24 protein-coding genes and 1 riboswitch are annotated in these 21,587 nt (G+C 67.3%); of the genes, 7 read left to right on the forward strand and 17 right to left on the reverse strand.

All coding sequences use genetic code 11. The features are described 5' to 3' along the window. Nucleotide 1: 1 nt before the first annotated feature. The 8 genes from ACSFBL_RS15545 to ACSFBL_RS15580 all read right to left on the reverse strand — a co-directional run bounded on the left by ACSFBL_RS15545 (nt 2) and on the right by ACSFBL_RS15580 (nt 7,892). Complete coding sequence (locus ACSFBL_RS15545) at nt 2-1,003, reverse strand: aminotransferase class I/II-fold pyridoxal phosphate-dependent enzyme (protein WP_435516677.1); 1,002 nt, start codon at nt 1,001-1,003, stop codon at nt 2-4. A gap of 2 nt (nt 1,004-1,005) precedes the next feature. Beyond that, on the reverse strand, nt 1,006-1,992 hold the full coding sequence (cbiB, locus tag ACSFBL_RS15550) for an adenosylcobinamide-phosphate synthase CbiB (RefSeq protein WP_435516952.1): 987 nt from the start codon (nt 1,990-1,992) through the stop codon (nt 1,006-1,008). Between the two features lie 179 nt (nt 1,993-2,171). Continuing rightward, nucleotides 2,172-2,741 (reverse strand): cob(I)yrinic acid a,c-diamide adenosyltransferase, encoded by a 570-nt coding sequence (gene cobO / locus ACSFBL_RS15555; protein ID WP_435516678.1) that lies wholly within the window; start codon nt 2,739-2,741, stop codon nt 2,172-2,174. Between the two features lie 20 nt (nt 2,742-2,761). After that, complete coding sequence (locus ACSFBL_RS15560) at nt 2,762-3,553, reverse strand: ABC transporter ATP-binding protein (protein WP_435516679.1); 792 nt, start codon at nt 3,551-3,553, stop codon at nt 2,762-2,764. Continuing rightward, nucleotides 3,550-4,554, reverse strand: coding sequence for a FecCD family ABC transporter permease (locus ACSFBL_RS15565; RefSeq protein ID WP_435516680.1), 1,005 nt, complete (start codon nt 4,552-4,554; stop codon nt 3,550-3,552). The genes ACSFBL_RS15560 and ACSFBL_RS15565 overlap by 4 nt, the downstream gene beginning before the upstream one ends. 28 nt (nt 4,555-4,582) lie before the next feature. Further along, nucleotides 4,583-5,446, reverse strand: a complete 864-nt coding sequence (locus ACSFBL_RS15570) for an ABC transporter substrate-binding protein (protein WP_435516681.1) — start codon at nt 5,444-5,446, stop codon at nt 4,583-4,585. Then, entirely contained in the window at nt 5,443-6,012 is a 570-nt protein-coding gene (locus tag ACSFBL_RS15575; RefSeq protein ID WP_435516682.1) for a bifunctional adenosylcobinamide kinase/adenosylcobinamide-phosphate guanylyltransferase, read from the reverse strand. Before ACSFBL_RS15575 ends, ACSFBL_RS15570 begins: the two co-directional genes overlap by 4 nt. Beyond that, complete coding sequence (locus ACSFBL_RS15580; protein ID WP_435516683.1) at nt 6,009-7,892, reverse strand: TonB-dependent receptor domain-containing protein; 1,884 nt, start codon at nt 7,890-7,892, stop codon at nt 6,009-6,011. Before ACSFBL_RS15580 ends, ACSFBL_RS15575 begins: the two co-directional genes overlap by 4 nt. An 82-nt stretch (nt 7,893-7,974) precedes the next feature. Next, a riboswitch (cobalamin riboswitch) is annotated at nt 7,975-8,212 on the reverse strand. Between the two features lie 39 nt (nt 8,213-8,251). Here ACSFBL_RS15580 and ACSFBL_RS15585 point away from each other — a divergent pair. From ACSFBL_RS15585 to ACSFBL_RS15605, 5 genes are all read left to right on the forward strand, one after another. Then, nucleotides 8,252-8,476 (forward strand): DUF904 domain-containing protein, encoded by a 225-nt coding sequence (locus tag ACSFBL_RS15585; protein ID WP_286662689.1) that lies wholly within the window; start codon nt 8,252-8,254, stop codon nt 8,474-8,476. Next, nucleotides 8,476-8,799 (forward strand): cell division protein ZapA, encoded by a 324-nt coding sequence (locus tag ACSFBL_RS15590; RefSeq protein ID WP_435516684.1) that lies wholly within the window; start codon nt 8,476-8,478, stop codon nt 8,797-8,799. Before ACSFBL_RS15585 ends, ACSFBL_RS15590 begins: the two co-directional genes overlap by 1 nt. 263 nt (nt 8,800-9,062) lie before the next feature. After that, nucleotides 9,063-9,878, forward strand: a complete 816-nt coding sequence (locus tag ACSFBL_RS15595) for a sulfite exporter TauE/SafE family protein (protein WP_435516685.1) — start codon at nt 9,063-9,065, stop codon at nt 9,876-9,878. 186 nt (nt 9,879-10,064) lie between these two features. After that, a complete protein-coding gene (locus tag ACSFBL_RS15600; protein WP_435516686.1) occupies nt 10,065-10,508 on the forward strand; it encodes a universal stress protein in 444 nt (147 codons plus the stop codon). A gap of 71 nt (nt 10,509-10,579) precedes the next feature. Then, complete coding sequence (locus ACSFBL_RS15605) at nt 10,580-11,005, forward strand: universal stress protein (RefSeq protein WP_435516687.1); 426 nt, start codon at nt 10,580-10,582, stop codon at nt 11,003-11,005. A 3-nt stretch (nt 11,006-11,008) separates the two neighbouring features. Here ACSFBL_RS15605 and ACSFBL_RS15610 read toward each other — a convergent pair whose 3' ends face one another. The 7 genes from ACSFBL_RS15610 to ACSFBL_RS15640 form a co-directional block, all read right to left on the reverse strand. Beyond that, a complete protein-coding gene (locus tag ACSFBL_RS15610; RefSeq protein WP_435516688.1) occupies nt 11,009-12,568 on the reverse strand; it encodes a malonate--CoA ligase in 1,560 nt (519 codons plus the stop codon). A gap of 7 nt (nt 12,569-12,575) precedes the next feature. Further along, nucleotides 12,576-13,352, reverse strand: a complete 777-nt coding sequence (locus tag ACSFBL_RS15615; RefSeq protein WP_435516689.1) for an enoyl-CoA hydratase/isomerase family protein — start codon at nt 13,350-13,352, stop codon at nt 12,576-12,578. After that, complete coding sequence (locus ACSFBL_RS15620; RefSeq protein WP_435516690.1) at nt 13,349-14,335, reverse strand: Bug family tripartite tricarboxylate transporter substrate binding protein; 987 nt, start codon at nt 14,333-14,335, stop codon at nt 13,349-13,351. The genes ACSFBL_RS15615 and ACSFBL_RS15620 overlap by 4 nt, the downstream gene beginning before the upstream one ends. 75 nt (nt 14,336-14,410) lie before the next feature. Then, nucleotides 14,411-15,847: a malonyl-CoA decarboxylase gene (locus ACSFBL_RS15625; protein ID WP_435516691.1), complete on the reverse strand. Its 1,437-nt coding sequence runs from the start codon at nt 15,845-15,847 to the stop codon at nt 14,411-14,413. Then, nucleotides 15,844-16,512: a GntR family transcriptional regulator gene (locus tag ACSFBL_RS15630; RefSeq protein ID WP_435516692.1), complete on the reverse strand. Its 669-nt coding sequence runs from the start codon at nt 16,510-16,512 to the stop codon at nt 15,844-15,846. The genes ACSFBL_RS15625 and ACSFBL_RS15630 overlap by 4 nt, the downstream gene beginning before the upstream one ends. A gap of 123 nt (nt 16,513-16,635) precedes the next feature. Further along, on the reverse strand, nt 16,636-17,463 hold the full coding sequence (lgt, locus tag ACSFBL_RS15635; RefSeq protein ID WP_435516693.1) for a prolipoprotein diacylglyceryl transferase: 828 nt from the start codon (nt 17,461-17,463) through the stop codon (nt 16,636-16,638). Nucleotides 17,464-17,589: 126 nt separating this feature from the next. After that, entirely contained in the window at nt 17,590-18,516 is a 927-nt protein-coding gene (locus ACSFBL_RS15640) for a LysR family transcriptional regulator (protein WP_435516694.1), read from the reverse strand. 98 nt (nt 18,517-18,614) lie between these two features. On the opposite strand from ACSFBL_RS15640, the gene ilvD reads away from it, so the two are divergent. Further along, the gene (gene ilvD, locus ACSFBL_RS15645) at nt 18,615-20,309 is read left to right on the forward strand and encodes a dihydroxy-acid dehydratase (protein ID WP_435516695.1); all 1,695 of its coding nucleotides are present in this window, start codon (nt 18,615-18,617) and stop codon (nt 20,307-20,309) included. Between the two features lie 25 nt (nt 20,310-20,334). Here the strand turns inward: ilvD and ACSFBL_RS15650 are convergent, their stop codons facing one another. Beyond that, the gene (locus ACSFBL_RS15650) at nt 20,335-20,589 is read right to left on the reverse strand and encodes a TIGR04438 family Trp-rich protein (protein ID WP_435516696.1); all 255 of its coding nucleotides are present in this window, start codon (nt 20,587-20,589) and stop codon (nt 20,335-20,337) included. A 105-nt stretch (nt 20,590-20,694) separates the two neighbouring features. Here ACSFBL_RS15650 and ACSFBL_RS15655 point away from each other — a divergent pair, with 105 nt between their 5' ends. Further along, on the forward strand, nt 20,695-20,997 hold the full coding sequence (locus ACSFBL_RS15655; protein WP_435516697.1) for a c-type cytochrome: 303 nt from the start codon (nt 20,695-20,697) through the stop codon (nt 20,995-20,997). 6 nt (nt 20,998-21,003) lie between these two features. Here ACSFBL_RS15655 and ACSFBL_RS15660 read toward each other — a convergent pair whose 3' ends face one another. Further along, the gene (locus ACSFBL_RS15660; protein WP_435516698.1) at nt 21,004-21,510 is read right to left on the reverse strand and encodes a LapA family protein; all 507 of its coding nucleotides are present in this window, start codon (nt 21,508-21,510) and stop codon (nt 21,004-21,006) included. Nucleotides 21,511-21,587 lie beyond the last annotated feature (77 nt).

Consider the following 21,587-nt stretch of genomic DNA (forward strand, 5'->3'; position numbering starts at 1 on the left):
TTCAGGGTTGCGTTGCGATCCAGGCGCGTTGCAATGCGGCCTGGCTGCCGGGCGACAGCACCCCCAGCCGCACGTGGCCGGGAATGCCAAAAGAGGCCGTGTCGCGCAGCTTGATGCCCGCGGCCCTCAGTTCGGCGACGCGTTCGCCTGCATACGGCAGGTCCGGCTTCGCACAGAAGTAGTTGGCGACGCTGGGCTCGCAGGTCCAGCCGAGCGATTCGCAAAGCGCGCGCTGCTCGGCCTTCCAGGCCTTGAGCGTGACCCGGCTCTTGGCGAGCCACCGTTGCGAACTTTCGCCCGTCCAGGATTCGAGCAGCGCCACGCCGTACGCACCCAGCGGCCAGGATGGCGCGAGGCGTTCGAGTCGAGCGGTCATGTCGCCCGCCTCGACCGGTGCGATGGCGTAGGCGGCGCGGATGCCCGTGAGGCCGAGCGCCTTGTTGGGCGTCCAGAGCTGCCAGACGCGGTCGATCTGGTCCCGGGTCAAGGCGAGCGCACCGTGCAAGCGCAGCGGCTCGTAGGCGAGGTCGAGCACGCAAGTGGCTTCGTCGCTCGACGGCAGGATGTTGGTGAGCTCCGCGCTCGGCTGGCCGAGCGGACTGGACGGATCGCTGCACCAGACAAGATCGGCATCGCCCGCCTCCGGGACCGGCTCGAAGCGCCACGCGCTCGCGGCGCGCAGATAGTCGCCGTAGCAATGCGGCGGCACCCAGACGCGGCGGCTGTCACCCTGCGCCACGGCGGCGGTCATGCGGGCGATGAATTCGCTGGCGCTGGCGGCGATCACGATTCGCTCGACATCGACCTGGTGAAAGTGCGCAAGCCGTTCGCACAGCGCGGTGTAGACCGGGTCCGGATAGCGGGCGGGGTCCACGCGCTGGAGCGCCAGCCGCGTCCCCGGGCAAGGCCCGCAGGCATTGGCATTGGTGGAGAAATCGTGCGGCGCCACGCCCTGGGCGTCAGGCCCACCGTGCAGGGACTCGAAGATGTCGAAGGACGTCATGTTCAACCCATCGCCGCAAGTGAGCCCATGGCAAGTGCCGCGCACAAGGCGGTCATCGCGACCACCCGGTTTCCCAGCGCCACGGCGCGCAGCGTGTCGGCTCCGGACGGCTCGCGCCCCGGGTCGTTCAATGCATAGACGCCGGGCTTCGCGAGCCTGACCCCGAGTATCAACGCCATCGCGCCCATCGGCCAGCCACTGTTGGGGGATGGGGGTTTTCTTGCTTCGACGCGAAGCGCTCCGACGCCCGTTCTCGTGCCGGCAGGAAGGGCGGCGCACAGGAGAAGCAGCGCGGTGAGGCGGGCCGGCAGCCAGGACAGCACATCATCCGCCCGGGCGGCCCATTTGCCGGCCCATTCCCAATGCCGGCCTCCACGTTCGCCGCGATAGCCCCACATCGCATCGGCCGTGTTGGCGAAGCGATAGACCGCAGCGCCCGGGAGTCCGAACAGCACGAACCAGAAGATCGGCGCGACCAGCGAGTCGTTGAGGTTCTCGGCGAGCGATTCGATGGCGCTTTCGCGCACCTCGTCCGAGCTCAGTGCGGTGACGTCGCGGGACACGAGGCGTGCAAGCTGGGCACGGCCGGCGTCGAGCGACTGGTCCAGTGCGGCTTCGACGGCGATGACTTCGTCACGAAGCATGCGCCAGGCCAGGAGCGGTTTGAGGGCGAAGCCGGTGAGGAGCGCGGCGAGCCATGGTGTCAGTCGGGTTGCGAGTGCCGTCACCATGCAGGCCGCCAGCAGGACGACGATCGCGCCGAAGCACCAGGCGATGGCGCCTGCGGCGAGGCGCGCCGGGTCGTGCAATGGTGCCGGGCCGGCTGGCGGTGCGATGCGGTTTCCTGCCGCTCCGAGGTAGTGGCCCATCCAGACTACCGGGTGGCACCTTGCCGGCGGTTCGCCTAGCCATCGGTCGATGGCGAGGGCGAGACAGAGGGCTGCGAACGAAACCACGGCTGTCGGGCCCCCACCCCAGCCCTCCCCCAGAGGGGGGGGAGCAATGCGCGATCGAAGAGGCTGATCACGTGGTTACGCAGCGGAGGCCCGGCCGGCCACTCGCCCGGCCAATTTGCAAGACGCCACGGATCCGGCTTTGCCGGGCCGCCGGCGTCGCCCCCCGCAAGGGGGTGGGCGGCTACGCGAAGCGAGCAAGCCTGGGGGTGGCATCAATCCTCGATGCCCCGTTGCGCAGGGACCCCCGCCTTGAAGGCGTGCTTGACCATCTGCATCTCGGTCACCGTGTCGGCCAGGTCGATGATTTCCTGCGGGCAGCGGCGCCCCGTCAACACAACGTGCACTTCCTTAGGCCGTGCGCGAAGCGTCTCCAACACGCCTTCGAGCGGCAACCAGCCATAGATGAGCGGATAGGTGATCTCGTCCAGCACGACCAGGAAATACCCGCCCGACAAGATCGCCGCCCTGGCCTTCTCCCAGCCATCGCGCGCCAGTTGGGCGGAATGCTCCAGATCCTGGCTTTTCCAGCTGAAGCCGTCGCCCAGCCCCTCGATCGGGATGCCGATCTGTTCGAACATCCGGTGCTCGCCGAAGCGGGCCGTCGGCACCTTCATGAACTGGTAGATCTTCACGGCCTTGCCGCGACCGTGCGCGCGCAGTGCCAGCCCGAAGGCCGCCGTGCTCTTGCCCTTGCCGTCGCCGGTGTTGACGATGACGATGCCGCGCCGTTCGCCCTCGGGCTTCTCGTACGGCTTCTCGCTGGGTGGGTTTTCGATTTGCATGAGTGACGTGAATTGAATCCCTATCTGGGTACGGCCATCCAGTGCTCCGCCACGCGATGCACGACGACCCGCTGGTCGAACACGGCTTCGAGTGCGCGATGGGTGGCCGTGTCATTGCATTCGCCGTGATGCAGGACCTGGCCGCGCGCCATCACGACCATGGAATCGGCGGCGAGTGCCGCGTTGAGTTCGTGCAGCACGCTGATCACCGTGCGGCCTTCGGCGACGAGTTCACGCGCCGTCTGCATCCAGTCGGCCTGGTGGGGCGGGTCGAGATTGGCAAGGGGCTCGTCCATCAGCAGCACTTCAGCTTCGACAGCGAGGGCCCGCGCGAGCAGCACGCGCTGTCGCTCGCCGCCCGAAAGCTGGCCCAGCGGCCGCTCCCGCCAGTCCCACGCCTGGGTGCTCCGCAGCGCGCGCTCGACCGCCGCGCGATCGGCGTCGCTCGGCGTCGCCAGCCAGCGCTGGTGCGGCAGGCGGCCGAGCATCGCGACGTCGTAGACCATCAGGTCGTCCGCGCTGCCCTCGCCCGCGCCGCCCTGGCCGAGCCAGGACATGCGGCGCGCACGTTTGCGCCCTGACAGCGCACCGAGCGGCTGCCCAAGCAGGTGGACCTCGCCGCCATGCGGCAGCAGACCCGCGAGCACCTTGAGCAATGTCGACTTGCCCGCGCCGTTGGGCCCGACGATGCTGGTCCAGCGGCCGGCCGCGAGCGCGAGGTCGATGAAATGCAGAACCTCGGTCACGCCGAGGGTGGCGCTGACCCGCCGCGCTTCGAGCGCCGATGCGCCGACGACGACGGATGCATTCACAGGCCACCCCGCGCGCTGCGTCGATGCATGAGCCACAGCAGATAGGTCCCGCCGAGCACGGCGGTCAGCACGCCGACCGGCAGTTCCTGCGGCGCGATGAGCCAGCGCGCGAGCAGGTCCGCCGCCATCAGCAGGAGCCCACCCATCGCGCTCGACAGCACGAGCAGCCGCGCGTGCGTCGTCTTCACCACCGAGCGCACGAGGTGCGGCGCCGCAAGCCCTACGAAGGCGATCAGCCCCGTCTGCGCCACGGCCGCGCCGGTGGCCAGGGCCAGCACGGCGACGAGCGCGGCACGCATCGCACCCAGCGGCAAACCCAGGCTGGTGGCGGTCGCCTCGCCGAGCGCCATGCCATCGAGCACGGGCGCCAGCGCCCAACCGAGCAGCAGGCAGATTGCGCCGAGTCCGCCCATCACCGCGCAGGCGCTCCATCCGACCAGCCCGGTGCTTCCGAGCATGAAGCCCTGGATGGCCTGGAGAATGTCGGCCGAAGCGATGGTGATCAGATCCTTGGCGGCACCCAGCACCACACCGACGATCACGCCGGCCAGCAGCAGCCGAAGCGTCTGCTGCACGCCGCGCGCCAAGGTCAGCGTAAGCAGCACGGCCAGCACCGCGCCGACGAACGCCGCGCCGGTCAGGCCCAGTCGCACGACCCACTGCGTGCTGGCAGGCGATGCGCCGAACAGCATCAATGCGAGCGCCATGCCCAGCGACGCGCCCGATGCGCTGCCCAGCAGATAGGGATCGGCCAGCGGATTGCGGAACAGTCCCTGCGCCACCGCGCCTGCCAGCCCGAGCAGCGCGCCGGCGAGCCATGCGCCCAGCGTGCGCGGCAGGCGGATGTCCCAGACGATCTGGAGCGCGACCGGATCGTGGCGCGCCGCGAGCACGCTCTCGAAGCCCGTGCTGCCGACGCCCGCACCGAGCACCAGCAGAACAGCGCCGAGTGCCAGCAACGCGATGCCCAGGGCCAGCGCACGGCGGTGCTGGCTCTTCACGCGTGTCGTCCTCGTGCGATGGCAGCCGTCATTTCGCCTCCGCCTGCAGGCACTTCGCCATCAGCTGCGCCGCCTCGCCCATGCGCGGACCGGGGCGCACGAGCACGTCCGATTGCGCGGCCGTGAATCGGCAGATGCGGCCATCACGCACCGCCTTGATCGCGCCCCAGCCCGGCCGCTGCTCCAAGCCGTTCCCGCTGCGCTCGCCGACCATGATCAGGTCGGGATTCGCGCGCACGACGAACTCGGGATTGAGCTTCGGAAACGGACCGAGCGAGGCCGGCACGATGTTGCGCACGCCGAGCCGCGTCAGCGTCTCGCCAATGAAGGAGACCTCGCCCGCCGCATAGGGCGTGCTGTTGACCTCGAAGTACACGCGCGTGTTCTTCACCCCGGCGGGCAGTGATTGCGCCGCCGCCGAGACACTGGCGTCGATGGCGCGCCACACGCGTTGCGCATCGTCGGTGCCCAACACCAGGCCGAGCGCATCGAGCACCCGTCGCACGTCGGCATGGTTCTTCGGCTCGAGCACCAGCACCTTGAGACCCAGGGCTTCGAGCCGCTCGGTGACGCGCGACGATTTCGCAAGCAGCACCACATCGGGCTTGAGCGCGACGATGGCCTCGACGTTCGGGTCGATGCCGCCGCCGAGCTGCGGCAACGCACGCACCGAATCAGGCCAGTTTGAATAACGATCGACGCCGACCAGCCGGTCGCACGCGCCGAGCGTGCAGACGGATTCGGTCAGCGACGGCAGCAGCGTGACGATGCGCTTCGGCGGCGTGGGCAGGTCCACGCGAACGCCGCGCTCGTCGGTCACGACGATCGCCTGCGCCGCCACGGCCAGCCAGGCCAGGGCTCCGGCAAGGACGAGCCTTGCAATCCGATTCATTCGGGTTCCTTCAGGGTCAGGGGCAAGCCTGCCACCATCATCGTGACACGGTCGCAGGCAGCGGCCGCTTCCTGGTTGAGCCGGCCCAGTGCGTCGACGAAGGCGCGCACTTCGCGGCCGAGCGGGATCACGCCCAGGCCGATCTCGTTGCCCACCAGCACCAGCGGACCGGCCGATCCCTTGATGGCGTCGAGGAGCTCGCGCGCGGCCGCTTCGACCGAAGGCATCGCATCCGCTGCGCCGTTCACCGGCATGAGCAGGTTCGTGAGCCAGAGCGTGAGGCAATCGACCAGCACCAGCGTGTCCGCCGCGCCGTGCTGGCGGATGGCTTGAGCGAGCGCGACAGGCTCTTCCACCGTGGCCATCGCAGGCACCCGCAGCGCGCGGTCGCTGCGATGCCGCTCGATGCGCGCACGCATCTCGTCATCGTGCGCACGTGCGGTCGCGATGAGGACTGCCCTGTGCGCAGGTGACTGCGAAAGCCACGCCGCGGCGAGTTGTTCACCGCGGCGCGATTTGCCGCTCTTCTGACCGCCGAGGATCAATTCGCGGCGGGCGATGCTCACTTCGGCTGCCACCGCAGGGTCAGGTAGAAGGCGCGGCCGGGCTGGTTGTAGCCGTAGGCCGTTTCGTATTCCACGTCGCCGACGTTCGCGATGCGGCCCTGCACGGCCCAATCCTTCGCGAAGCGGTATTCGGCGTAGAGATCCACCGTGGTGTAGCTCGTGAGGAATCGGGTGTTCGCGGTGTCGTCGAACCGGCTGCCCACGTACAGCGCCGAGCCGCCGAACTTCCAGGCGCCCGTCGCGTAGTCGACGCCGAGCGTCGCCTGCTCCTGGGCGCGCCGGGCGAGGCGCTTGCCGGTGATCTCGTTGTGCGGATCGAGCGAGTCGTAGCTCGCGTGCAAGCCGAGATTGTCGAACTGGCCGTCGTAGCTCAGCGTCCCGCCCTGGATGCGGGCGCGCGGCACGTTCTGCGGCAGCGTCTCGCTCGTGATGAAGCCGTCGATCTTGTTGTCGTAACCCACCAGCTTGACGGTGTGCGCGCCCTGGGTCCAGGTGATGCCCACGTCCGTGTTCTTGCCCTCTTCCGGCTTCAGCGCAGGATTGCCGAAGTTCGGGAAGTAGAGCTGGTTGAACGACGGCGCGACGAAGCTGGTGCCCTGCGAGATATTGACCCGCCAGTTCGGCGTGATCCGGTAGGCATAGCCCGCGAACCAGTTGTTGTTGTCGCCGAACTGCGAGTTGCTGTCGTGTCGCACATTGAGCTGCCAGCTGTGCGGCCCGGCATAGCCGTTGAGGCCGACGAAGCCGGAGTTGATGGTGCGATCGGTCACCGTGTAGGCAGTGTCGCTGTCCACCTTCTGGTCGCGGCTTTCCAGGCCCGCGATCACCGTGCCGATCGGCGTGGCGATGTTGTTCTGCCAGAGGTAATCGTTTTCCACGGTCTGGAACAGGCCCGGCAGGTTGAACGGGTCCGCGACGATGGCCCGGTTGTAGTCCTTGCTGCGCGAATAGCGAAGTTGGGTGGTCCAGTCGGTCATGACCTTGCCGCTTGCGCCGATGTAGGTGGTCTGGGTGCGCACGGTGCCACGGGTGTCGCGGTCCGGGCCGTCGTCGTAGTGGTTCAGCCCGTCAGCGTACAGCATGCCCCCGTCGATCTTCCAGTCGGGATTGAGCTGGTAGCCCAGCGACAGGTTGGCCGCGCTTTGCGAGAAAGGATCGCGGTCGGGGTTGAACTGGCCGAACGGAACCTTGCTATTGGTCGCCGAAATGCTGTTCTCGGTCGTGCGCTGGACATCGAGCGAGTAGGTCAGCGGCCCCGAGGCACCGCTGAAGCCGCCGGTGATCTGCCGGTAGCTGTCGCTGCCGAGGGTCGCCGTCGCCCGCGGGCTGAACGCCGGATCGCCGGGGTTGCCTTTGCGAGTGAAGATCTGCACCACGCCGCCCACGGCATCGCTACCGTACAGCGCGGAGGCCGGGCCCTTCACGACCTCGATCCGGTCGATCAGCTCCACGGGAATGTTGTCCCAGGACGGCGTGCCGAGCGTGGCCGACCCGTAGCGCACGCCGTCGATCAGCAGGATGGTGTGGCGCGCCTCGGCGCCGCGGATGTACACGCTGCTCTGCTTGCCCAGGCCGCCCGTGGCCGACACCTGCACGCCCGCGAGACGGGCCAGGATGTCGGGCAAGGTGCGATTGGCAAGCTGCTCGATCTGCGCGCGCTCGATGACGACGGTGTCGGACACCAGTTCGTCGATGCGTGTCGGCGTGCGGGTCGCTGTCACGACCGTTTCGGGGAGCGCGGGCGTCGCGTCTTGCGCAGATGCCGGAAGCGCGAGCCCCGCGAGGAAGGGCGCGACCGACAGCGACACGGCATGCGCACGCGAAAGCGGCCACGGCGAGGCGCACCGGGTGGCGCGGGTGGAGGAAACACGAATTTTCATGGGAACGACAAAAGGTCAAAGTCCTTCACCGGCTTCCCCGCCGGCGCATGGACGTCATGGCCGCGCGCTGGCTTTCAGGCATGCGGCGGCCGCCTCGTTGGCCGGTATCCGGGCTGGCAGCGCAACCCTCGTCGCCTTCCCAGGTGCCTGTTTCAGGGCACCCAGTGGCTGATTGACGAGGGCGGCGCCCGATGGGCGCCGTCTGCTTGACCGTTGCGGGGGCAGCGCAGGCTGGCTCGGCCCGAGGGGCTTCGACTCCTGCTTCCCGTTGAACTGCGACGCGTGAACCGCGGCGCGAGCACCAACGCGCGGGATTTTAGGTGGAAACCCGCCGCCGCCGGAATCTACAATCGCCCCCCATGCCTGCATCCAGCCGTATTGAACAGATCGCCGAGCGTGTCGAACGCCTGCTCGTGCGCCATGAAGAAGTACAGCGCACCAATGCGTTGCTGCAGGACCAGGTGGACGCGCTCACGCGCGAACGCGATGCGCTCAAGTCCCGGCTCGCCGCGGCGCGCACACGGCTCGACGCCCTGCTCGAGCAGCTGCCGGCCGATCCCTCCCAAGACGCATCCTCCACCTGATGAAACAAATCGAAGTCCAGATCATGGGCCAGAGTTACCTGCTCGGCTGCCCCGAAGGCGGCGAGGCGCAATTGCGCGAAGCCGTCGAACGCGTCGATGCCGCGATGTGCAAGATCCGCGACGCCGGCAAGGTCAAGGCGCGCGACCGGATCGCGGTGCTCGCATCGCTCAACCTGGCGTTCGACCTGGTGCAGCGCGAGGCGGCGCCCGCGCCGGCGGCGGCCCCCGCTCCAACCGCGGATCTGACTGCAGACGAATTGCGTGCCGAGCAACTTGTCAAGCGTCTGGACCAGGCCCTTACCGGCGACGGACATTTACTCTGAAGACCCTTCGCTGAATGCGCGCGCGGGCGTAAAATCCACCTTGTCTGCGATGCGCGTCGGGCTCTATATGTCCTTGTTCCAATGCTCTACGGAGCAGGGCTTGGTATATCGCTTGGCGGGTGTGATCATCTCGCGTCAGATGAACCCGAAGCCTTGCTGCCCTCGCCCACCTGAACCCCGGTTCAGGATGCGAGTCCGGCCCACATTCGCAGACACCTATTCCTGACGGCCACGGCCCCTTCATCGGGGCCGTGGCTTTTTTCATGACCATCGAACCCCTCCTGATCGCCGAACTCGCCTTGCTTGGCGTCGGCACCGGCTTTCTCGCAGGCCTGCTGGGCATCGGCGGCGGCATGCTGATGGTGCCCTTCCTCACGATCATCCTTGGCGACCGCGGCGTGCCGGCCAACCTGGCAGTGAAGATGGCGATCGCGACCTCGATGGCGACGATCATCTTCACCTCGATCTCGAGCGTGCGCGCCCACCACAAGCGGGGTGCCGTGCGCTGGGACATCGTGCGCCGGCTGGCGCCGGGCATCGTCATCGGCAGCCTGATCGGGAGCCTCGGCGTTTTTGCGCTGCTCAAGGGCACCGCGCTGGCGATCTTCTTCGCGCTGTTTGTCGGCTTCTCGGCCACCCAGATGTTCCTCGACAAGAAGCCGAAGCCCACCCGCCAGATGCCGGGCACGGCCGGGCAGTTCGCCGCGGGTGGCGCGATCGGCTTCATCTCCGGACTGGTGGGCGCGGGCGGCGGGTTCATCAGCGTGCCCTTCATGACCTGGTGCAATGTCGCGATCCACAACGCCGTGGCGACCAGCGCCGCGCTGGGCTTTCCGATAGCGGTCGCCAACGTGGTCGGCTATGTGTGGAGTGGCCAGTCGGTGCAAGGCCTGCCGGAGGGCTCCTTCGGCTATATCTGGCTGCCCGCGCTCGGCGTGATCGCGGTCTGCAGCTTCCTGATTGCGCCGCTGGGCGCCAAAGCCGCGCACAGCCTTCCAGTCTCCAAGCTCAAGCGGGTCTTCGCAAGCATCCTCTATATGCTCGCGGCCTACATGCTCTGGAAAGGCCTGCACGGGTAGGCGGAGCTCTCCGCCAGGCTTGCCCACTTCGTGTGGCCGCCTACCCCCTCGCCGGGGGCAACCCCTGCGGCCCGGCAGAGCCGGTTCCGCGGGGTTTCAGGGATTGGTCGCGCCGCATGACGATGGCTTCGTCATTCTGGCCCGCGGGGGCTTAAAGTCTGCGCATCCATCTTCAGGAGAACACCCATGTTCCAGCGCATCCTGGTTGCCACCGACGGCTCGCCGCTTTCGAAGAAGGCCGTCGCGAGCGCCATCGAGCTTGCGTCGCAGAACGGCGCCGAGCTGGTCGCGCTGACGGTCGTGCCGCGTTACCCCAAGAACTACTTCGACGGCGCGGCCGTCTTCACCCCCGAGGACATCGGGCGGATCGAGAAGCAGTGGGCGGAAGCGGCGCAGGAAACGCTCGACGCCGTCGCCAAGCGCGCGAAGGCGAGCGGCGTGAAGATCAAGACCGTGACGGTCAGCTCCGACCTCGTGGCCGAAGCCATCGTCAACGCCGCGAAGAAGCACAAGAGCGACATGATCGTGATGGCCTCGCACGGCCGCAAGGGCATCAAGCGCCTGCTCCTCGGCAGCGAGACACAGCATGTGCTTACCCATTCCGAGTTGCCGGTATTGGTGCTGCGCTGATCGCGGTTTATATATAACGAGGGCGCGCGGCGTTTTCGCCGCGGATTGCGCAACAACCAGAGAGGCAGTGCATGAAGATCTTGATCGCCATCGACGGCAGCTCGCACACGCAGAAGGCCATCGAATACCTGGCCAGGCACCGGAACATGTTCGTGGACGGCAACGAGTTGCTGCTGGTGCACGTGTGCGCCGGCGTTCCCGGGCATGTGGCGCGCCATCTCAGCAAGGGCGTGATTACGGACTACTACGCCGAGGAAACCGGCAAGGTGATCGAGCCGGTGAAGGCGCTGCTCGAGAAGAGCGGCATCACCAATTACGTCATCGACCAGCGCCACGGCCACGCGGCCGAAGAAATCCTCAAGGCCGCGACGGCGGCCCATGCCGAACTGATCGTGATGGGCACCCACGGCCACGGCATCTTCGGCCGCGCGCTCATGGGTTCGGTCGCCACCAAGGTGCTTGCGGAGACAGACATCTCCGTCCTGCTGGTGCAGTAAGGCTCAGGCCTCGAACAGGCGCTTGTGCTGCTCCCGCAGCAGCGCCTTCTGCACCTTGCCCATCGCGTTGCGCGGGAGTTCGTCCACGACGAAGCAACGCTTGGGAATCTTGAAGTTCGCCAGCTTCGACTTGAGTTCCGCGATGATCCCCTCGCCATCGACCGTGGCGCCCGGCCTGGCGATGACGATCGCCACGCCCACCTCGCCGAAGTCGGCATGCGGCACGCCCACGAGGGCGCTTTCGGCCACGCCGGCCATCTCGTTGATGTAGCCCTCGATCTCGGCCGGATAGACGTTGTAGCCGCCGCTGATGATCAGGTCCTTGCTGCGGCCGACGATAGTGACGTAGCCCAGCCCGTCGATCTTGCCCACGTCCCCGGTCTTGAAGAAGCCGTCGGCAGTGAACTCCTCCCTGGTCTTCTCGGGCATGCGCCAATAGCCGGCGAAGACGTTGGGGCCGTCGACTTCGATGTGGCCGATCTCGTCGGTCGGACAGGCATCGCCTTCATCGTCGCGCACGCGAAGCTGCACGCCCGGCAGCGGAAAGCCGACCGTGCCGCCGCGCCGCTCCCCCGACACCGGGTTGTAGGGATTGGAGGTCAGCATCACCGTCTCGCTCATGCCGTAGCGTTCGAGGATGGTGTGGCCCGTGCGTTCGCGCCATTCGTTGAAGGTTTCGATCAGGAGCGGCGCGGATCCGGAGATGAAGAGACGCATGTTGGCGCACGCCTTGCGCGTCAGGCCACGCTCGGCCAGCATCCGGACATAGAGCGTCGGCACGCCCATGAACACCGTGGCTTCAGGCAGGCGCGCCACCACGCGCTTCGGGTCGAAGCGGTTGAGCCAGATCATCCGGCTGCCGCTGATCAGCGCGGCATGGATCGCGACGAAGAGGCCGTGCACGTGAAAGATCGGCAACGCGTGAATGAGGACATCGCCGCCCTCTTCGCCTGAATCCGCCGTTTGCCAACCCCAGTAGTCTTTCAGCACCTCGGCATTCGATCGTAGGTTGCCATGCGTGAGCATCGCGCCCTTGCTCCGGCCGGTGGTGCCGCTGGTGTAGAGGATGGCGGCGAGGTCATCGTCCGCCTTGCGCGCGACGGTGTGGCGGTCGCTGCACTGCACGGCGACTTCGAGCAGGCTGCCCGTGCGGTCGTCGTCGAGCGTGAAGACATGCTGCGTGCCCGCCGCCGTCGCGATCGGGCCGACCCATGGCGCGTTGGCGCTGCTGCACACGATCACCGCCGGCTCGGCATTGCCGATGAAGTATTCGACCTCTGCCTCGCGGTACGCGGTGTTCAGCGGCAGGAAGACATAACCCGCGCGCAAAGTCGCGAGATAAAGCAGCATCGCCTCGACCGATTTCTCGACCTGCACCGCGATGCGCGCGCCTTCGCCGAGCTCCAGCGCATCGAGCAGGTTCGCGATCATCGCGCTGGCGCGGTCGATGTCGCGCCACGAATACAGGAGGCCGTCGTCGGTCTCGACCGCGATCCGGTCGAGGTCGGACGGAAATGCCGCGCGCAGTGCGGCGAAGAGATTGGTGTTGTTCGATTCGGTCATGGTGATTTCAGAAGACGGGCGCGCGCTTGGAGAGGAAGGCCGAGATGCCTTCGCGGTGCTCCGTCGAATCGGCATAGTCGTAGGCGGCAGCGACGAGTGCCTCCATCGAGGGGGTTCCCGCGGACCGGCGGAGGGCCGAGAAGGTGCGCTTGTTGAGCCGGGCCGCCTCGGGGGCCAGCGCCGCAACGCGCCGGGCGTGGGCCAGGGCTTCGGCGGCCACGTCCGCATCGGGCACCACGTGCAGCAGAAAGCCCGCATCGCGGAGCCGATCGGCGCCATGCACGCTCGCGGCCAGCAGCATGTCGCGCGCGAGTGCGTCGCCGATGGCGCCGTGCACGAGCGCCGCTTCGCGCGGTGCCATCGGAAAGCCCAGCTTCGCGATCGGCGCGCCGAACTTCGACGATGCGCCGGCCAGGCGGATGTCGCAGCAGCTCGCGATCTCGATGCCGGCGCCCATGCAGGCGCCCTCGATGCAGGCGACCAGCGGCAGCTCGCAGGCCAGCATGGCGGCCAGCCCGGCCCACACTTCGTTCTCGTGGAATTCGCGCAGGCTCGCCGCGTCGAAGCGGAAGGACGGGTACTCCGAGATGTCGCCGCCGGCGCAGAAGGCACGGCCCTCGCCCGCGACGACGACACAGCGCAGCGACGTGTCCCGCGCCAGTCCGTCGAAGACGGCGCGCAGTTCGCGCCACATGGCGCGTGTCATCGCATTAAGCCGGCCGGCGTTCGCGAGCGTCACGAACGCGATCGGGCCTTCGCTGCGCAACTGGATCGACGCCGTCATTCCAGTTTGGCTCCCGAGTCCTTGACCACCGCGGCCCAGCGCTTGATCTCCGCGTTGACGAACGCGCCGTACGCGGGGCCGACGAGGCTCGGGATCTCCGATCCATTGGCGGCCCAGATCGTCTTCAGCTCATCGGTCGCCAGCGCTTTCCTCATGTCCTCGATGATCTTCGCCTGCACGTCCGCCGGGGTGCCCTTGGGCGCCCAGAGCCCGTACCAGGTGGTCACCGTGTAGTCGGGCAGCCCCACCTCGGCCGCGCATGGCACATCAGGGAACGCAGGATTGCGCTTCTTGCCAGCGACCATCAGCGCCCTGATCCGGCCCGCCTTGATGTGCTGGGCCGACGAGCCGAGCCCGTCGAACATCACGTCGACGTTGCCCGCGATCAGGTCCTGCAGCGCAGGGCCCGCGCCCCGGTAGGGGATGTGCGTGATGAAGGTGCCGGTCTGCAGCTTGAACAGTTCGCCAGCGAGGTGGTGCGAGGTGCCCGCACCGGCGGAGGCGTAGTTGAGCTTGCCGGGATTCTGCTTGGCGGCGGCGACGAAGTCCTGGAGCGTCGTCGCGCTCACGCGCTTCGGATTGACGACCACCACCTGCGGCACGTCCGCCAGGAGCATCAGGGGGACGAAGTCCTTCACGATGTCGTAGTCCAGCTTGGGATAGACCGCCGGCGCGATGGCATGGTGCACGGCGCCCATGAAGAGCGTGTAGCCGTCCGGCTGCGCCTTCGCCGCGATGCTGGCGCCCAGCGTGCCGCCGGCGCCGCCGCGGTTGTCGATCACCAGCGTCTGGCCCGTGATGCGTGTGAACTGCGCGGAGAGCGGCCGCGCGAAGGCATCGGTGCCGCCGCCCGCCGGGAACGGAACGATCATCGTCACCGGCTTGGTGGGCCAGCCCGCCTGGGCGCGCACGCCGCCGGACAGGACCGCGGCTGTGGCCGCGGCAAGGCGCAGCACGTCGCGCCGCTGGAAGTTGGGGGTCATCTTGTTGTCTCCTGCTGTTGTCGAGTCATGCGCCCGGACCGTCGGCGCCCTGGGAAAAAAATCGGCCCGCCTCAATCAACTCTTGAGGAAAAGATCGTCGATGTCGCCGGACACCGCCACCTTGCCCTGCGCCAGAAGCGCCCGGTGCTTGTCGAGCCGCTTCAGATCGTAGAGATAGTTGACCATCAGGCCATAGGCCTGCTTCAGTCCCTTGGGCGAGGGATCGCCGGCCCAGTTGAGCCTCTCCACCCGCGCGCCATTGCCGAGATGGAAGCGCGCGACGGGGTCGACCGGCTTGCCGTCGGCGGTGGCGCGGCCAAGGTATTCGGCGGCCGAGTTCAGCAAGAGCTGGCGCACGGGCGACTTCGCGTCGAGCGCACCCGCTTCGTCGGCCGCGGCCAGGAAGCGCTCCGCGGTCGGCGGCAGCGACCCGACCACCCGGCCCAGTTCCGTCGCGCGCTTCTCGTCCAGCCGCTCCACCAAGCCGGCGGCGTTCTTGCCGAGCCAGGCTCGGAATCCCGGGATCGGCGACAGCGTGGCGAAGGTCTTCAGGCGCGGCAGTTCCTCCTGCAGCGTCTCGACCACGCGCTTGATCAGCGAATCGCCGAAGCTCACGCCGCGCAGGCCGGTCTGGGTGTTGCTGATCGAATAGAAGATCGCGGTCGTGGCCTTGTCCGGCTTGACCAGCGCCGCGGCCTCGTCGAGCAGCGGCACGATGCCCTCGCTGACGCGATCGACCAGCGCCACCTCGACGAAGATCAGCGGCGTGTTCGGCAGGCGGGGATGGAAGAAGCCGTAGCAGCGGCGATCGCTGTCGAGCCGGTTCTTGACGTCGGCCCAGCTCTTGATGTCGTGCACGGCCTCGTATTGGATCAGCTTCTCGATCAGCGAGGCCGGCGAATCCCAGCTGATGCGGCGCAATTCGAGGAAGGCCACGTCGAACCACGTCGAGAAGAGGTGTTCGAGTTCGGCGTCGAGCGGCAGCAATCGGCGGTCGCCCTTGAGGTGCGGCAGCAGTTCTGCCCGCAGGTCGACCAGGAAGCGCATGCCGGCCGGGTCGATGGCGAAGCGTTGCAGCAGGCGCGCGCGCGGCGACGCGAGCGCGCGGCGCAGGTGCACCTCGGCCTGGCCTTCGTCGGGCGTGCCGACGGCGGCCTCGTGCTGGTCGCGAGCGGTGCTGAGCTTCTGCACGTCGGGCGCGAAACGCTCGCTCATGAGCAGCCAGACGTCGCGCCGCTCGTCCAGTTCGCGACCGGCGTACCACTGCACGACGGCATGGGCGCGGCGGCCGGCCTCGACTTCGCTCACGCTCGGGTCGACCACCGCCTGCAGTTCGACCAGCGCGCGGCGAAGCGCACGTGGGGCGAGCGCTTCGCCGTTGCGGCGCAAGGTGGCTTCCAGACGCTCCGACAACGGCCGCGGGCCCGGAGTGGATGCGCTCTTTCGTGTGCTCGGCTCGCTGCCGGGGCGCAGGCGCGAGACGCTGCGCGTGATCCAGTCGGTCGCGTTCATGAAATCAGCCTGGCCTTCTGTTGGAGCGCGACCGCCCGCAGGGCCTCGCGCTGTCGGTTGAGGTGGGTGCGCATCGCGGCCTCCGCGCCGTCGCTGTCGCGCGCCTTGAGTGCGGCGAACACGGCGAGATGCTCCGAGAGGCTCTGTTCGAGGCGACCGGGTGCATGCAGTTGCTGCAGGCGCGCGAGCTTCAGGATCTTGCGCAGGTCGCCGATCACCTGCGCGAGCCAACGGTTGTCGGCCAGCATGATGATGGCTTCGTGGATCGCGAAGTTGGTCGCGTAGTACTCGTTGATGCGCTTGGCGCGCGCGTTCTTCGCGAGCCGGGCATGCAGCGTTTCGAGCGCGTCGATATCGGCATCGCTCGCGTTGCGTGCGGCTTCCCAGGCGCAGCGGCCTTCCAGCAGCGCGATCACCGGGAAGATGTCGTCGAGGTCGCGCTGGGTGACTTCGGCCACGAAGCAGCCGCGCCGCGGCTCATGCCGCACCAGCCCTTCGGCGGTGAGCACCTTGAGCGCTTCGCGCAGGGGCGTGCGCGAAATCTCGAGCCGTTCGCAGAGGGTCGCCTCGTCGATGAAACTGCCTGGCGCCAGCTCGCCGTTAAAGATCTCCTCGCGCAAGGTCGCGGCCACTTCATCGTGCAGGGAGTTGTGGACCAGGCGCATGGGCAGCGAAAGGCAGGAGTCAGGGGTGGTGTGATTTCTGGAAATTACGCGTAATTATGGGAACTGGATGCCGGCACGCAAGGCATTTCCACGTTCGGAGATACCCTGCTGCCGCAGGCCGGCTCAGGCCCGCGCTGGCACGCCCACCTTGCGGGCTGGGGCCGTCGCGTAAAGCCAGATGCCGAAGACGATCATCGGCACGCACAGCCACTGCCCCATGCTCATGTTGAGCGCAAGCAATCCGAGGAAGTCGTCCGGTTCGCGAAAGTACTCGGCGATGAAGCGCATCACTCCATAGCCGATCAGGAACACGGCCGACACGCGGCGCTCGCGCCGCTCCTTGCGCGCGTAGAGCCACAGGATCACGAAAAGCAGCAGGCCTTCGAGCAGGAACTGGTAGACCTGCGAAGGATGGCGCGGCAGCATCGAGCCACTTTGCGGAAAGACCATGCCCCAAGGCAGATCGGGACTGCTGAAGCGGCCCCAGAGCTCGCCGTTGATGAAGTTGCCGACGCGGCCCGCCGCCAGCCCCGTGGGCACGCAGGGCGCGACGAAATCCATCACCTGCCAGAACGGCCGCGAACGCGAGCGTGCGAACCAGACCATCGACGCGATCACGCCCAGCAGCCCGCCATGGAAGCTCATGCCGCCCTGCCAGACGAAGAAGATCTCGAGCGGGTGCGTGAGGTAGAAGCCCGGCTTGTAGAACAGGCAATAGCCCAACCGGCCACCGACGATGACGCCCATCACGCCGAGAAAAAGGATGTCTTCGAGGTCCTTGCGCGTCCAGGCGCCGGGGCCGGTAATGGAGCGGAAGGGCTCGTGCTGCAGGCGGCGGGTACCAAGGAAAAAGAAGAGTGCGAAAGCGGCCAGATAGGTCAGGCCATACCAGTGGATGGCGATCGGCCCGAGCTGCAATGCCACGGGGTTGATCTGCGGGTACATGAGCATGCTGGATTAAAACACCCCCAGGCTCGTGCACTTCGTGTCACTCTCCACCCCCTTGCAGGGGGCAACACCGGCGGACCGGTGGAGCCGGATCCGCGGTGTTCCTGGCATCACCCGCCGGGCTGGGATTCAGGCTCTGATGAATTGGACGAAGCGGGACAATGCTGGGTTGTCTACTTGCGGGGGCCAGACCAGGCTTGTTTCGCAGCGGGGCAAGGGGGCGGCGGTTCGTCGGCGGGGCGGCGGTTCGAATTCGCTGGCGGCGCGGTAGACGACGCCTGATCGGCGGAACTGCATGACGCTTTCGGGGACCCAGGCGACGCCGAGGCCGCCCCAGACCAAGTTGACGATGGTCTGCATCTGGATGGCTTCCTGGGCGATCTGGGGGGTGCGGCCGGCGGCGTGGTAGAGGGCGAAGATCGTGTCGTGGAGTGACGGGACGATGCGGCGGGGGAAGATCACCAGCGGTTCGGACAGTGCTTCCGCGAGGGGTACCTTGTTTGCCTTTGCCAAGGGATGCTTCGCCGGGACGGCCAGCACCAGCGGCTCTTCGGAAACCGCCAGTCGCTCCAGTCCCGGAGGGGCGAAGCCGGGGGAGTGCAGCATCAGGCCTGCGTCGATCTCGCCGCGCGAGAAGGCTTCGAGCTGGACGTCGCCGGTGGCTTCGACCAGTTCGAGGGCGACTTCCGGGCACTGGATGCGGAACTCGCGCACCCACGCGGGCAGGCGTTCGAAGCCGATGGTCGAGACGAAGGCGAGGCGCACGCGCCCGACCTCGCCTGCGGCCGCCGCCCGGGCGCGGGCGGGGAGCGCCTGGGCGCGCGCCAGCAGTTCGCGGACATCGGGCAGCAGGGCCTCGCCGGCGGGCGTGAGGGCCACGCGGCGTCGCGTGCGGTCGAACAGCACGACGCCGAGCGTCTTCTCGATCTGCGCGATGGCCTGCGTGACGGGCGGTTGGGTCATGTGAAGGCGCGCCGCGGCGCGGCCGAAGTGCAGTTCCTCGGCAACTGCGACGAACTGGCGCCACGCTCTCAGGTCGATCCAGGCTTCTTTCATTCGTCAAGCATATCAATCAGACACAAAAATCGGATTGGAACCAATCAATCAATCGTCCGATACTTGTCGTCCCCGATTCCCGACCCACGAGACACACGATGGACACCAAAACGATCCAGATCAACCGCCGCAGCGCCAACATCGTCGAAGGCAAGAGCCGCGCGCCGAACCGCTCGATGTTCTACGCGATGGGCTACGAGGAAGCCGACTTCAAGAAGCCGATGGTCGGCGTGGCCAATGGCCACAGCACCATCACGCCGTGCAACTCCGGCCTGCAGAAGCTGGCGGATGCGGCCATTGCGGGCATCGAGGAAGCCGGCGGCAATGCCCAGGTGTTCGGCACGCCCACCATCTCGGACGGCATGGCGATGGGCACCGAAGGCATGAAGTACTCGCTCGTCAGCCGCGAGGTGATCTCCGACTGCATCGAGACCTGCGTCGGCGGCCAGTGGATGGACGGCGTGCTGGTCGTCGGCGGCTGCGACAAGAACATGCCGGGCGGCATGATGGGCATGCTGCGCGCCAACGTGCCGGCGATCTACGTGTACGGCGGCACCATTCTTCCGGGCCGGTACAAGGGCCAGGACCTGAACATCGTGAGCGTGTTCGAGGCGGTCGGCCAGAACGCCGCGGGCAACATGAGCGACGAGGATCTGAAGCAGATCGAGATGCGCGCCATCCCCGGCACCGGCTCCTGCGGCGGCATGTACACGGCGAACACGATGAGCTCCGCCTTCGAGGCGCTGGGCATGTCGTTGCCCTACTCGTCCACCATGGCCAATCCGCACGACGAAAAGGAGAATTCGGCCAGGGAATCGGCCAAGGTGCTGATCGAGGCAATCAAGAAGGACATCAAGCCACGCGACATCGTGACCAAGAAGGCGATCGAGAACGCGGTGGCCGTGATCATGGCGACCGGAGGATCGACCAACGCGGTCCTGCACTTCCTGGCCATCGCCCATGCCGCGGACGTCGAATGGTCCATCGATGACTTCGAGCGCATGCGCAAGAAGGTGCCGGTGCTGTGCGACCTCAAGCCGAGCGGCAAGTACCTCGCGGTCGATCTCCACCAGGCGGGCGGCATCCCGCAGGTGATGAAGGTGCTGCTGAACGCGGGTCTCCTGCATGGGGACTGCCTCACGATTACCGGGCAGACCATTGCCGAGGTGCTGAAGGACGTGCCCGACCAGCCGCGCGCCGACCAGGAGGTCATCCGCACGATCGGCAATCCGATGTACGCCGAGGGCCACCTCGCGATCCTGAAGGGCAATCTCTCGCCCGAAGGCGCAGTCGCGAAGATCACCGGTCTCAAGAACCCGGTCATCACCGGACCGGCGCGCGTGTTCGACGACGAGCAGTCGGCGCTTCAGGCCATCCTCGACGGCAAGATCAAGGCGGGCGACGTGATGGTGCTGCGCTACCTCGGCCCGAAGGGCGGGCCCGGCATGCCGGAAATGCTGGCGCCCACGGGCGCGCTGATCGGCGCCGGCCTGGGCGAAAGCGTGGGCCTCATCACCGACGGGCGCTTCTCCGGCGGGACCTGGGGCATGGTGGTCGGCCACGTGGCGCCCGAGGCGGCTGCCGGCGGCACGATCGCCTTTGTCAACGAAGGCGATTCGATCACCATCGATGCGCACGAACTCAAGCTGGAGCTCAACGTGCCCGAGGCGGAGATCGCGAAGCGCCGCGCAGGCTGGAAGGCGCCGGCACCGCGCTACACACGTGGCGTGCAGGCCAAGTTCGCGTTCAATGCGTCGAGCGCCAGCTCGGGCGCAGTGCTCGACAAGTTCTGAGCAACCAGCCCCGGGGCGGTGCCGGTCACCGCCTCCGGCGGTTCGACCGGCTGGTGAGCATGCCGAGATTGCTGCGCTGGCGATCGATGCGGTCTTGCCGGCGGGCGTTTTCCCTTTCGACGGCCTTGCGCTTGGTGTAGCCGGAGGAATCCGCCCAGGCCCACCAGGCGATCGCGAGCCCGAACGGGGTCAGCACGATCCACCAGCTCATCGTGGCGACAAAGCTGAATTCGAGCAATTTGAGCGCCACACCAAGCAGGCCCAGCATCAGAAACCACATTTCGGACTCCTCCGTTATTTGCGCGGACGCGTGGAAAAGGGCGTGCACCGCCCTACCTACAATCGCGTTGGATCGACTGTACCCCACCCGTCTCGTTGGAACCCCATGAAAAAAGCACTGCTGATTGCTTTGTTCGGCCTCTGCTGTAGCGCGCCCGCACTTGCCGACCTGGCCCTCGCCACTTCGAAGAACTGCATGAGTTGCCACGCGGTCGATCGCAAGGTGCTCGGCCCCTCCTTCAAGGACGTCGCCGCCAAGTACAAGGACAACAAGGGTGCCGTCGACCTGCTCGCCACCAAGATCATGAAGGGCGGTTCCGGCGTCTGGGGTCCGGTGCCGATGCCGGCGAACAACCAGGTCAGCGAGGCCGACGCGAAGAAGCTCGCCGCCTGGGTGCTGGCCCAGTAAGCTCGGTCAGACGGCCGGCGGCATGCCGGCCGCCGACACGGACGCGCGGCGGTCGAAGCGGTCTTCCAGCTGGCCGATGTGCGCCGCGAGCGTGTTGTCCGACTGATCGGAGCGCATCCGGATCGCCGTCTCGAGCTGCTCCACCCTGGCGAGCAGCGCCGCATGGCGCTCGGCATTGCGTGCCATGTGGACGTTCTCCTGCGTCTCCAGGAAGTTGCGCAACTCGGTGAACCGCGAGGCCTCCGCCTTGTCGGCCAGTTCGCGCTGGGCCTGCATCTCTTTCGTGTGCCGGCGAGTCTCCATCAGGCTGGAGCTCTGGAGGTAGACGACATAAGCCACGAAGAAGATGCCCAGCAGCGCCGTGAGCCCGAGCATGATCAGCCCGAAAGGCGCAGTCACCTGCATGACCCCGATCGACATGGCCGTGGGCGTGACGAGCAGCCCCCAGTTCAACGCCGCCAATGCCGCGATCAGCAACACAACGACCAGCAGCACACCGGTTCTCAGTCCCATGACGTTGTCTCCTCTACGATCAATGGGCCAGTTGTAACGCATCGCCGCCACCCGCCCTGTCGGACAGGGTCGCGGAC

Source organism: Variovorax glacialis (assembly GCF_051216375.1).
In the GTDB taxonomy this organism is placed as follows: domain Bacteria; phylum Pseudomonadota; class Gammaproteobacteria; order Burkholderiales; family Burkholderiaceae_C; genus Variovorax.

Bases quoted from the DNA above. Each gene is read 5' to 3' on its own strand.
- ACSFBL_RS15570 (WP_435516681.1), bottom strand. From the start codon at position 5,446: ATGAATCGGATTGCAAGGCTCGTCCTTGCCGGAGCCCTGGCCTGGCTG.
- ACSFBL_RS15650 (WP_435516696.1), bottom strand. From the start codon at position 20,589: ATGTGGTTTCTGATGCTGGGCCTGCTTGGTGTGGCGCTCAAATTGCTC.
- ACSFBL_RS15610 (WP_435516688.1), bottom strand. From the start codon at position 12,568: ATGACCGAATCGAACAACACCAATCTCTTCGCCGCACTGCGCGCGGCA.
- ACSFBL_RS15615 (WP_435516689.1), bottom strand. From the start codon at position 13,352: ATGACGGCGTCGATCCAGTTGCGCAGCGAAGGCCCGATCGCGTTCGTG.
- ACSFBL_RS15605 (WP_435516687.1), top strand. From the start codon at position 10,580: ATGAAGATCTTGATCGCCATCGACGGCAGCTCGCACACGCAGAAGGCC.
- ACSFBL_RS15640 (WP_435516694.1), bottom strand. From the start codon at position 18,516: ATGAAAGAAGCCTGGATCGACCTGAGAGCGTGGCGCCAGTTCGTCGCA.
- ACSFBL_RS15545 (WP_435516677.1), bottom strand. From the start codon at position 1,003: ATGACGTCCTTCGACATCTTCGAGTCCCTGCACGGTGGGCCTGACGCC.
- ACSFBL_RS15655 (WP_435516697.1), top strand. From the start codon at position 20,695: ATGAAAAAAGCACTGCTGATTGCTTTGTTCGGCCTCTGCTGTAGCGCG.
- cobO (WP_435516678.1), bottom strand. From the start codon at position 2,741: ATGCAAATCGAAAACCCACCCAGCGAGAAGCCGTACGAGAAGCCCGAG.
- ACSFBL_RS15660 (WP_435516698.1), bottom strand. From the start codon at position 21,510: ATGGGACTGAGAACCGGTGTGCTGCTGGTCGTTGTGTTGCTGATCGCG.
- ACSFBL_RS15590 (WP_435516684.1), top strand. From the start codon at position 8,476: ATGAAACAAATCGAAGTCCAGATCATGGGCCAGAGTTACCTGCTCGGC.
- ACSFBL_RS15580 (WP_435516683.1), bottom strand. From the start codon at position 7,892: ATGAAAATTCGTGTTTCCTCCACCCGCGCCACCCGGTGCGCCTCGCCG.
- ACSFBL_RS15625 (WP_435516691.1), bottom strand. From the start codon at position 15,847: ATGAACGCGACCGACTGGATCACGCGCAGCGTCTCGCGCCTGCGCCCC.
- ACSFBL_RS15600 (WP_435516686.1), top strand. From the start codon at position 10,065: ATGTTCCAGCGCATCCTGGTTGCCACCGACGGCTCGCCGCTTTCGAAG.
- ilvD (WP_435516695.1), top strand. From the start codon at position 18,615: ATGGACACCAAAACGATCCAGATCAACCGCCGCAGCGCCAACATCGTC.
- ACSFBL_RS15620 (WP_435516690.1), bottom strand. From the start codon at position 14,335: ATGACCCCCAACTTCCAGCGGCGCGACGTGCTGCGCCTTGCCGCGGCC.
- lgt (WP_435516693.1), bottom strand. From the start codon at position 17,463: ATGCTCATGTACCCGCAGATCAACCCCGTGGCATTGCAGCTCGGGCCG.
- ACSFBL_RS15595 (WP_435516685.1), top strand. From the start codon at position 9,063: ATGACCATCGAACCCCTCCTGATCGCCGAACTCGCCTTGCTTGGCGTC.
- ACSFBL_RS15585 (WP_286662689.1), top strand. From the start codon at position 8,252: ATGCCTGCATCCAGCCGTATTGAACAGATCGCCGAGCGTGTCGAACGC.
- ACSFBL_RS15630 (WP_435516692.1), bottom strand. From the start codon at position 16,512: ATGCGCCTGGTCCACAACTCCCTGCACGATGAAGTGGCCGCGACCTTG.